The following is a 10,417-nucleotide window of genomic DNA, read 5'->3' on the forward strand; positions in this document are numbered from 1 at the left end:
TGCGGGTTTTCGGTGCTAACGGCCCAACTGGCGGTGATTTCAAAGCCTGCGTCGATGAGGGATTTGGCCAACACGTCCCAGGCACCGGAGTCTTTGTGGTTGAACTGGACGGTCATCACGCCGTCGTCGCGGAGGACGCGGAAGTATTCGGCAAAGGCGAGAGCCATTTTGGCTTCGTAGTCGCGGTCAGCAAGTTCTTCTGGATTTCCGTTCATATTTCGAAAACGGGAAATATTAGTAACCGCTTCCTGATTTTTATCAGTTAATTCCATCCAAAAAAAATCAGGAAAAATATCACTTAATATGCCTTTTTGCCAAACATAAAAGAAATCAGACAGTTCAGCATATTGAATGGTTTTATAGTAAGGAGGATCTGTCACAACCGCATCTACCGATAAATCAGTAATAGAAAATAAGCTACTAGCAGGAGAGCAACTAAAAACTAGATTTTCAGGCATTACTTCATCGGATGAAAGCAATTGTTTATTTGTTTTTCCCAAGTAGGAGCAAAGGCTTTGAAAATTGCCAAAAACCTTCTTAGCACATGAATTCCATAATCTTCCTGCTCCAGACACTTCTGGATAATTCCACATAAAGCCAAAGGCATGTTGAGCTGTTGCTCTTGCTACATTAGCTCTGCTTGAATCATAATTGGTAAGGCGGCAATTCTTGTCAATACACTGATCTAAGATAAATGCCAAATATATGAGAATCGCACTTGCATGATCACTTTGATAACTTGTTATTATCTTTTCTTTTATACCTTGAATCAAGAAATGATAAGTTGAGACTGTTAAAAGTTGACGAGGATTAAAGATTTTGTCCCAATAGTCAATCCCTCTATTTAGTAATTCATCTGTTTTGTCGCCTGCAAAAACTTTAGAACTTGGGATAGATAATGAGAAAACAGGATCAAGGCGAAGATAACCTAAATCCTCGGAAGCCTTTTCAAACGCCTCAAAATCCCTGGCAAAAGGGAGTCTAAAATTTATGTCTCCTTTTTCGTCTCGGATATAAATCGCATATAGCTGAAATCCAAATCCTTCTGACTTTGCTTGTGAACAAATAACTTTTTCGTCAATTAATTCATCACAATTAGGACATTTCCCCTCTCCTTCTCTCAGTGTGACTGTAGAATTCGGATCGTATGCATCTTGTCCTGTTTGAATAGTGGATCCTTTGCCTTTTGCTCCCTTTACTAACTCAAAATCCACTCGCTTCTCTGCCAAATTAGGGATTGGCCTTACCGCACACCACTTATGCAAATTCTGCTTTTCCGGTCGCTTATACAGCCACCAATTCGGACTCAACGGCACCACTGATTCACAACTCGGACACACCACCGTATGCGCCCACAAATAGTTCTGAACCGTCTCCCCCTCCTGCGACGGAAAAAACTCCGCTAACCGCTTTTCTGCCTCATCGCCAACCCACTTCACCCACTTATCAATCTCATGCTGCAAATCTGGCCCAAACTTTAGCGGGTACTCCATCGCCGCCTTCATCGTCACCACCGCCACCGGGTTTAGGTCGCTCGCCAGCACATTCAGCCCATACCGCACCGCCTCAAACGGAATACTGCCACCCCCCGCAAACGCATCCAGCACCGTCGGTGTGCGCGTGCCCCAGGTCTGCTCACACAGATCATGCACCTGCTTAATCCGCTCCGGGCTGGGCGGCGTCTTGTAGAGCTTCGTTCGGCCCCAGCGCTGCATTCGGTGTAGCTCATGCTCCTCCGGCCTCGCCCGATCCAACCCCAGCAAATACTCAAACTCCTCCACCGTCACCGTATCCGGCAACAGCGACCCCAACACACTCGCCCGACTAAACGACAACGGCTTGCGCGAATACCACCGATGCAGCCCCTTAAACGGGTTGCCCCCATGCTCGTAATACACCTGCTGGTTCAGCAGCGTCACCGGGAAGATTTTTTCGATAAAGACGGCAGGGCGAGTGGGTTTGGGCGTTGGTTCGGTCATGCTTGAAGCTCCATGGCTCATCCCATTGTACGAAGCAAAGAAAATCTGCTCCGCCTTAGCAGATATTGCTTAACAGCCCTGGCCCCTCACCCTGGCCTGGAACCACCTAAAAGGTCAAGGCTGGCTTGGCTAGCGCCTTACCCCTTGTTTGCTTACAGCGTCGAGAGCATGGCGTGATAAATCTGATAAGCCTCGTTGCCAAAGCAGACAAATCTAACCGCTTCCACCGCATCTGAGCGGCTCAGAAAAGCCTTTACTTCAGCCAGGGCAATGCCTGTAGCCCGCTCTAGCGGGAACCCATAGACCCCTGTGCTGATAGCAGGAAAGGCAAGGGTACGAATGTTGTGGGCAACAGCCAGAGCTAGGCTATTCCGGTAACAATCGGCTAACCGTTCATCCTCACCTCGGTGCCCACCCTGCCAGATCGGCCCCACCGTGTGAATGACCCATTGGGCAGGCAGATCATACCCCTGCGTAATTTTGGCCTCTCCCGTAGGGCACCCTCCCAGGGCTCGGCATTCTGCCAACAGTTCAGGCCCCGCCGCCCGGTGGATAGCGCCATCCACGCCACCTCCGCCCAACAGCGACTCGTTGGCGGCGTTGACGATTGCATCGACCTGCTGATGCGTAATATCGCCTTGGATAACTTGAATTCGCTGTTTTATATCTGCGCCACAATCTTCCATCTGTCCGCGAATCATTGCTAAGCGCTTTAGAATTGCCAATATCTGTCCATTCTCAACCATCTGGGCCAGATGCCCACTATTGAACCGATCCGCACGGACATGGGTTGTGATCAATTTCTGGAGAGTCTCTAAATCGGCTGACTCAAGCTCTGTTGGATTCTCAAAGTATCTGTTAGCCTCATCTTTCCAGGCAACCCAGTTGAAATCAATCACTAAGTTCTCACGGTAAAGTGCCTGTATGAACTGGGTAAATTCTGGAGAGTAAATATAGGGATCCATCATGCTCAAATCTGGACGCACCTCATACAGACTGCTGGGTGGGCGCTCAAACATTGGCATAAACGCAAGAATGCGATCTAATCCATCAGGGGTAATCATGGGTTTAAACCTTCAGGGTAATCGGTGGCTCAATAATGAACCACTCATGGTAGAGAATCGCCAGATAAAAATCGTGATCGGCCATGCGGTCACACACGGCCATATACCCACTCATAAACCAGTCGTCGCCGTAGGTGGTGTCCTTCAAAAATAGCGTCAGAGAGTGGCCGTCTGCACTCCAGATCGTGCGGAGAATCGTGATGTTGCCGTGGCGGGATTGCTCCACAGGCAGCAACACGGCCCGACCCTCAATCATCATAAATTCTGGGTCATACCATTCCAGGGTCGAGGCCCAGGTATATGGCCCCTCATGTTTTTCGATGATGCGATCCCACCGAACTGCCTTAATGGCCTCTAACGTATGGGCATCTAGATCAGCAAGTTTCATCCCTCAGACCACCTTTGTTAAGTAGAGTCTCGATCAGCTTGCAGCAGCCAGCTCCACAGGCTCGTAATACAAGGGCAAAAGTTGTTCCGCCCTAATCGCCACCATGGCATAGGCTTGGCCGTCAGGACGAGAGAACTCAATTTCAAAGGCCCCGCCATCGCCTAGCTCTTCCACCACCGTACCCACCTGCCCTCGCCGCAGTAGAATCTGCCCGCCAAAGGGAAAACGCTGTGCCGGAGTATCTTCCATCAGGGCCACCATGTCATGGAGATGAATCGTTTCCATAGCGCCTCCTTCCTTAAATCGGATAAACACTGGTCAGTCGTGGATAAGCCTTACCGGGCTGAATAATCCAAGCACTCCGTACCATTGAAGTTCCAACCGCTGTCGTCATCGAGAAATCGATCACGTAGCGTTGTCCATATAGGTCAGACGTTGTGAGAAATGCGGGTTCGGTCGCCGCCGCCACAAGCAGCGCTTCAACCAGCATGGTCTTATTGTCCAGGGTAATTCCTAATTTTGACCGAAACAATCTAGCCTTGTGTTTCCCACTAGAGTGGTTAACGTCCAGGGCATAGGTCTCTAGTTTCTCTACAATCTGCTCCGGATCAGCCGCATCTCCATAGGGTAGCTTCAACGTCTAATCCCCCAACAGAACCCGCATGGCCTTCAGGGCTGGACGCTTCTTGCCATTGCTCACTTTACCAAACCAGTAGTGCGCCTCCTCATTACTCATGGCCGTAATGCCCTCGGTCACATTGGCGATTCGCTCCGGCTTCGATAAGGGCTGCAACGCCTGGAACAGCAAAGCCAAATTCACCCCCGACTCCTCACTCAACACATAGGGAGCCTGCCGCTTGTGGCTGAGGGTCTTGGGGTCATAGTTGTTGGCCTTCAGGGCTTGGTAAATGGCCTGCCGCGCCTGAACGAGGGGTGCCCCCTTCAGCCGCCCCACTCGCTTAGCCGCTGGGCGCTTCTTCTCCCCCGCCTTTTTATAGGCACACTGGTACAGCTCCAGGGCAAAGTCGTTGTTGCTCAGGGGGACGACGCGAAGTTGGAACTCTTGCATGGTCGAGATGGGGGAAGGGGAGACGCGGAGAGAGGGGGACGCGAAGAGGGGAGCCTGTTAGGGATGGTGGGTGGGTTTGGGTGAGGGGGTGGGGCGGATGGCCCATTGTTCTGGCTTGGAGATCATAACAACAAGCTGACTCAGGATTTCTTCACATTGTTGGTCTAGGCGTTCGGCCTGGGCATCCGTCAAATATTGACAGCGTCGGGCGATTTCTAGCCAGGTTTGGGTTTCAGCCGCTTCGCTTTCTGCATCACTAAGCTTGCTGACAAAGGCGGCAGGGTATCGTCGTTTCCGCCATCCTTCCGAAATATTGGCCGCAACCGACCTGGAGGAACGGCGAATCTGGTCAGTCAAAGAATACCGCTCTTCTATGGGAAAGCGTTTCGTCAACTCAAAAATCTCCATCGCCACCGCCATCGCCCCCTGCCAAACCCTCAATTCCTTAAACGTCCGAATACTCCCCATCGCCCTCTCCCCCTATCTCCCTATCTTCCCCTCTCCGCGTCCCCGTTTCTCCCCCTCCCCGCGTCTCAATACGCCACTCGGACATGGAGATTCATCCGCTCTACCGGGTTACGGCTTAGCGCCTGCTGCAAGGCTTTTAGGTCTGGGCTATTGGGGGCTATCGGTGGGGCAAACCTGAATTTGAGAGTCAGATTCAGGCTGGCTTGCACATTGGGCTGGTTGAGCAAGCCATTGATGGTACTGAAGAAGCTCTGAAAGCCCTTCACATCGCCCTGGTACTCCAGCCGGATAAACTGCTGTCCCGTCTGGATGGTAATGAACTGATCTACCTCTAGCGGATAACGCACCAGCAGCGGCAGGGTGGTGCCCATCTTGCGGTAGTCCGTTATGTCGGCAACAGTTAGGGTCATTTCAGTGATGACACGAACTTGCTTGTCGGTAGTCCAATCGGTGAGGTCATTGAACACCTTGCTGGGGCTACCTTCTAGATCATCTTTCTCGGTGGGCTTATCGAGTAGCAAGCCTCTACCATAGCTTCCTTGACCCTCTTTACCATTGGTCGTACCCCCACCCGGCGAGGCAGCAATGACAGCGTTACAGCTTGCCTCAGCCACTTCGCCGTCGCCATAGTCGGCCACCAGACGAAACTGAGTGGTGCGGGTAATTTGAGCTTCGTAGGAATCTGACGGGAGAAACTCGCGCTGAATGAGATTCCCGTCCTGGTACAGACTGACCTTCAACGCTTCTTTAGCTCGCCAGCGCACCTGGGCTGTGCGTTCCTCTCCACCCCCAGCCAACACCTGGGCATCTAGCTCAATCACCCTCGGATCCGGTGGCTTGAGGATACCCCGCCGATAGAGTTCCATCCGGTCAGAAAACTCGATGGTATCCGGCAGGGAAAGGGGGCTGTCTGCTTTGATATAAAGCCGTTCGCCCACCTTCATATCCCACTGGCCCTCCTGCACCCCACGCCGAAGGGTGTCCCGCAGCTTGGCCACCTCGGCATCGAGCAAAATATTCAGGCTGAGGTCTTTGGCAAACTGCTCCCGCAATGCCTTGGTTGTCCAGTGGTCAATGCCCGGTGGCCACACCTTTTGCAGAAGGTAGGCGGGGGCATAGGCCGCTGCGTCTTCTCCCCGCACCTTGGCGCAGTCCTTCAAGGCCTTCAGCACCACATCCTGCTGGTTGCGGTTGCCCTTAACGGTACTGGCATCCTGGGCAGGTAGGGGATAGTGCATCAACCCCTTGGGCGCTTTGACTGGGTCGTTCATGGGGTAGAACAGGTGGCGGTAGGCGTTGGTGAGGGCGATACGTACCGCCAGATCCAGCTCTCCTTCCTTTTGTTTGATTTGGTCTTGCTGACTTTGAGACAGGTCATCCATGCGGTGTTGGCTCCGCAGAATGGCCCGCACCGCCTTGTATTCGCGGGTAATGTCGATCGCCCGGTCTAGCTCTTGGTCATTGACCAGCAAGAACAGGAGCCGATTACGGAAGGTACGGAACTTGCCCGACTCGCCCGTGTTATTAAAGATTTGCTCGACGAGCGGCGGTGGGCCATCGGTGGAGCGGCTAATCTTGGCCTCGTTGAAGTCAATCACACACAGGGCCAGGGTGCTGGGATCGTCATCCACATCGTGGGCACCGTCGGGGCTAGACACCAGTTGAAAGAACTTGGTGGCAAAGATGGTATCGCGTCGGGTCCGCAGTTCTTCCTTGGCCTCGGTCAGGCCAATCTGCTCCTTCTCCTCGGCAATGATTTTGTTAATGGAAGGCTCTTCCTTGAACCGGGCAATGGAGGTAATCGGGTCTACATCCAGGTACCAAGCCACACCACTCAGCCGCTCCAGGGCACGATCCACAAAGCCAATGTCTAGCCCTGGGGTGAGTAGCGATAGGTTCAACTCGGCCCGCCGAATCCCCGATGAAATTCCTTGGGTGAGGGAATGGATAAACACCGTGCGCCCCACCCAGGTGGAAAAGGGGGGCTTGCCCGCGCTTAGCCATTCTTGGTCTTGTAGTTGGGCATGGGCCTCTCGACCATTGGGGTTATAAATGTCGGCTGCAATGGGGAGACGCATCTGGGGCCGCTGAAGCCGTGAGGTGAGGTCGCTGGTGATTTCTTCTTCCATCCCTACAGGCAGATGGTGAGGATGGATCATCGGCATCCGAGTATCTTGGTGTTGCCACAAGTAACGCACCAGCCGCGCAAACAGCCGCAGCGCTCCCCTAGTACGCTGAAATTCAGGAATCGAGGCAATCTTCTTAGTCAGCAGGTTAAACAGTTCGGGGTGGAAGGGATAGCTATTTTCAATGGCCTGGGCGTAGGTGGCATCCTTACAGCCGTCGGGCAGGTTCACTCGGCTGGCTCGAAACGCCTGGAGGTACTCTTCCGCCGACTTCTCCGCCGCCTCGGCGCTGATGCTGCTAAACAACCGCTGGCGCACGATGTTGTAGATCTCAATGTCGGTACTAGGACTCAGCACCCGCTCCTGCCGCGCCGAGGCCCGCATCAACTCCTGCTGCATCTCTGCCGTTTCCTTGGCAAAGGTATCGGACTCGGAGGCTAGGGAATAGACAAACACCAGGTTGTTGCAGGACGCCGCCTGATCCATCAGCGAGAACAAAAAGGCCACCACCTGCTCCGCCAAGGTACTCTGCCCCACGGTTTTGGCCTTGGCCGCCCGCAGGTGACGGGCAATCTCGTCCAGAATAATCAGGGTTGGCTCTTTGCCCACCAAACGGTCAATCACCGATGTGCCGGGGCTAATGCGGTTTTCGTCGGCCCCCCGCAGCAGTTGGTAGCCCTCAATGCCGCCAATTTGGTAGGCCATCTCCCCCCACAGGGTATAGGTGGTGATGCCCGTTTCCGGGTGATAGACCCCGCTCTCTGGGTCAAGGTCACGCCCATCTATCGCCGCCACCTGAATGGGACGATCTGGAATCAGCGACAGGTCATCCACAAAGCGGTTTAATCCGTCGATCTGCCGTCCGTGTTTGGCCAGGTGCCACAGGGCAATCTCATCGTGGGTTTTACCACCCCCAAAGCTAGTCTCTAGCCGAATCACCGGAGAGCCAATGAGCTGCCCCGTCAATCGCCCAAACACCTCGGTAATCAGCGTCTTCAGGCCATCGGTCGGAAACGTATTGGCCAGGAACAGATCAGGCTGCTGGTAAATCCGGGGAGCCTTCCCTTCCACCACAGGCCGCAGCTTGGCGGCAAATAAATCCAGGGAAAGATCCCCAGATCGGATTTCATCTCTGGGAACACAGGTATCAAAGACAGATAGCAGCATGGCAAAGTCAACAACGCTGAAGCAAAAAGGGGGATCTGAGACTCCTTCTAAGGATGCCCTAGATACCTGTCAGATCCCCACATTTAGCTCATATATCCGTTGCCACTCCGTTATGGTTAGGTCGCTAGGTGGGGGGGGTAGCCGCCCAGCACGGGAAGGCTAATTAAGCTGGGCCGTTCTACAAGTCATCTCAGGCTAGAGGATGGATTCGAGAGCGAGAGGTAGACGGAATTGCAGAAGCTCTCGCTGGCATAGGATTGTGACCAACAATCGTTGACTTCTCTGATGCCATCATCGATTTTGTTGATATTAGTCGTGTAAAGGCTAATGCGATCTGAGATTTGGCGATAGGCATTACTGGTAGGAGGTACTGTTTTGGTGTGCTCAATCGCTTTCTGCCAAAGTGATTTTGCCTGGGTTAATTCCGATGCCTGGAATCGATATTTGCCATTTGTAGAGTCATAGGCTTGGCGGGCGAGGGTATCACCCGTCGCCAACACATCCATAGCTGTTTGTTCATTGGTCATGCCCTGCTCGATCCAGGCAAGCTTCTCTCGATACTCAACTAAGGCTGCCCTGGCCTGATCGGCATAGACACTACCCTGGGGAATAGACCCAATCATGGCGATGGCATTGCTTAAGTCATCCTTAGCTTTCTGCCATTCCTCCAGCGGATAGGGAGGACTATTCACATATTGAATAGCCTGTCGAGCTAGCGTTTGCCCTTCTTGCCAGTTGGAGACGGCGGATTCCTCCGCTTCAATGCGGCTCTCCACAGTACTTAGAGATTCGCGTACCTGGGCTAGCTCGGCCTGAGCAGCAGCATAGCGAGAGCCGCGAGTATCTTCTATGCCTCGTAAAATCTCCCTCGCCTCTCTGAGTTTCTCAGACGCCGTGTTTAGCGCCTCTAAACCCGCAGCATTAGAGACATTAGCTTCAGCAACTAGGGCTTGAGCCTCTGCCATGGCTTTGCCATCATTAATACGGGTTTTGGCAATATCAAACCCAATGATTCCACCTGTCGTGAGTAGTGCTAATAGTACAAATGCAACTGATCCAATGATAAATCGCTTGTCAGATACCAATTTACGGGCATGAAGTATTCCAGTCTGACTCGATTTAAGAACTTGTTGCCGTATTTTATCCCAGTCAAATCCATTAGATTTTGACTGGGGTATAGAAGCGCTTTGCTGATCAGGAGCATCTTTTAGAAAGATTTCATCAACCCAACCTTCCTCGTTTGAATTAGCATTTTTACCATAGATTTTTATGCTGACTAAGCAATCAACGCCTAGATCGCTGATGCCTCGCTTGATGACGCCAACTAAAGACTCTTGGCTGGGGATTTCATGTCCCTCCGCAAAAATAGTTAATCGATTTTGAGTGAGCTTTGCCCTAGTTTTTATATTTTTAGGGGACAGTGCTCGATTGAGAAGATCCGAAAGTGCTCTAGGATTACCTTGCTGTGCTTGAGAAATAATGTCGAGTTGATGCGCAGACATAGTACATAACCTTTTGATTGAGTTAATTCTCAGAGGAGCCTGAGGCACACTGTATCTGGCCACCTTCAGTCATGGATGGTAATGATGGTGCTGATTGGGAGGGCTGATCACTTTTACACGCGATAGATCGAGTGGTACCTATTTCATTTCCATCTCCAACAACAAAAACTGCTCCTACAAAACTGCTACGACTTCCGTTTTTAGGAACGGCTGTCACCGCCGTCATATCATCATCTGAAATCGTTATCTCGTATTCATAATCTTCGGTTTGAGAACGAAGACCTAAGTCAAGCTGATCAATACTCTCTGCGAAGGTGTCGTTTTCCAACCTAAAAGCTTGCTGGCCTCGGTTGATTGCGCCCATATACGTCATGGCTTCAGATTCATCTGCCCGACGAGATTGTCGTTGTGAATCATAAGCATAGTAGGGTATACTAAAAATAAAAAAGATCACAGCAGCTAAGACAGGAGTGATCAGTGACAGAAAAGCCTGTTTATCGAGTCTTCTCTTGCGAAGATAAGCAGCTAGGACGATCATTCCTGTACCTAAGCTGTTAGTCATCTAAACTGCGTATAATACATTAAAATTCTGGAATAAGCCATGGGAGTCAGAAACTATCTAACGTCAGAGGAAAAGCAAGAGCTTCAGAAGCA

10 protein-coding genes are annotated in these 10,417 nt (G+C 51.8%); all 10 read right to left on the reverse strand.

The features are described from left to right. Positions 1-1,979: DUF1156 domain-containing protein (locus tag H6G62_RS24330; RefSeq protein ID WP_190500033.1), on the reverse strand; the 1,979-nt coding region annotated here is incomplete at its 3' end. Positions 1,980-2,131: 152 nt separating this feature from the next. After that, entirely contained in the window at positions 2,132-3,043 is a 912-nt protein-coding gene (locus H6G62_RS28700; protein WP_347239421.1) for an O-acetyl-ADP-ribose deacetylase, read from the reverse strand. Positions 3,044-3,047: 4 nt separating this feature from the next. Further along, positions 3,048-3,431, reverse strand: a complete 384-nt coding sequence (locus tag H6G62_RS24340; protein WP_190500035.1) for a hypothetical protein — start codon at positions 3,429-3,431, stop codon at positions 3,048-3,050. A gap of 33 nt (positions 3,432-3,464) precedes the next feature. Then, positions 3,465-3,716 (reverse strand): DUF4926 domain-containing protein, encoded by a 252-nt coding sequence (locus H6G62_RS24345; protein WP_190500037.1) that lies wholly within the window; start codon positions 3,714-3,716, stop codon positions 3,465-3,467. Between the two features lie 13 nt (positions 3,717-3,729). Beyond that, a complete protein-coding gene (locus tag H6G62_RS24350) occupies positions 3,730-4,068 on the reverse strand; it encodes a DUF6883 domain-containing protein (RefSeq protein ID WP_190500039.1) in 339 nt (112 codons plus the stop codon). Positions 4,069-4,071: 3 nt separating this feature from the next. Then, a complete protein-coding gene (locus H6G62_RS24355) occupies positions 4,072-4,500 on the reverse strand; it encodes a hypothetical protein (protein WP_190500041.1) in 429 nt (142 codons plus the stop codon). Between the two features lie 57 nt (positions 4,501-4,557). Further along, positions 4,558-4,968, reverse strand: coding sequence for a four helix bundle protein (locus H6G62_RS24360; protein ID WP_190500043.1), 411 nt, complete (start codon positions 4,966-4,968; stop codon positions 4,558-4,560). Positions 4,969-5,033: 65 nt separating this feature from the next. Continuing rightward, positions 5,034-8,261, reverse strand: a complete 3,228-nt coding sequence (locus H6G62_RS24365) for a DUF499 domain-containing protein (protein ID WP_190500045.1) — start codon at positions 8,259-8,261, stop codon at positions 5,034-5,036. Between the two features lie 185 nt (positions 8,262-8,446). Next, entirely contained in the window at positions 8,447-9,763 is a 1,317-nt protein-coding gene (locus tag H6G62_RS24370) for a hypothetical protein (RefSeq protein ID WP_190500046.1), read from the reverse strand. A 22-nt stretch (positions 9,764-9,785) separates the two neighbouring features. Next, a complete protein-coding gene (locus tag H6G62_RS24375) occupies positions 9,786-10,325 on the reverse strand; it encodes a type IV pilin-like G/H family protein (RefSeq protein WP_190500049.1) in 540 nt (179 codons plus the stop codon). Between the last annotated feature and the right edge of the window lie 92 nt (positions 10,326-10,417).

The organism is Phormidium sp. FACHB-1136, from assembly GCF_014697375.1.
In the GTDB taxonomy this organism is placed as follows: Bacteria; Cyanobacteriota; Cyanobacteriia; order Phormidesmidales; family Phormidesmidaceae; genus Nodosilinea.

Coding starts and splice junctions, on each gene's coding strand:
- H6G62_RS24345 (WP_190500037.1), bottom strand. CDS start 3,716: ATGGAAACGATTCATCTCCATGACATGGTGGCCCTGATGGAAGATACT.
- H6G62_RS24370 (WP_190500046.1), bottom strand. CDS start 9,763: ATGTCTGCGCATCAACTCGACATTATTTCTCAAGCACAGCAAGGTAAT.
- H6G62_RS24355 (WP_190500041.1), bottom strand. CDS start 4,500: ATGCAAGAGTTCCAACTTCGCGTCGTCCCCCTGAGCAACAACGACTTT.
- H6G62_RS24365 (WP_190500045.1), bottom strand. CDS start 8,261: ATGCTGCTATCTGTCTTTGATACCTGTGTTCCCAGAGATGAAATCCGA.
- H6G62_RS28700 (WP_347239421.1), bottom strand. CDS start 3,043: ATGATTACCCCTGATGGATTAGATCGCATTCTTGCGTTTATGCCAATG.
- H6G62_RS24375 (WP_190500049.1), bottom strand. CDS start 10,325: ATGACTAACAGCTTAGGTACAGGAATGATCGTCCTAGCTGCTTATCTT.
- H6G62_RS24360 (WP_190500043.1), bottom strand. CDS start 4,968: ATGGGGAGTATTCGGACGTTTAAGGAATTGAGGGTTTGGCAGGGGGCG.
- H6G62_RS24340 (WP_190500035.1), bottom strand. CDS start 3,431: ATGAAACTTGCTGATCTAGATGCCCATACGTTAGAGGCCATTAAGGCA.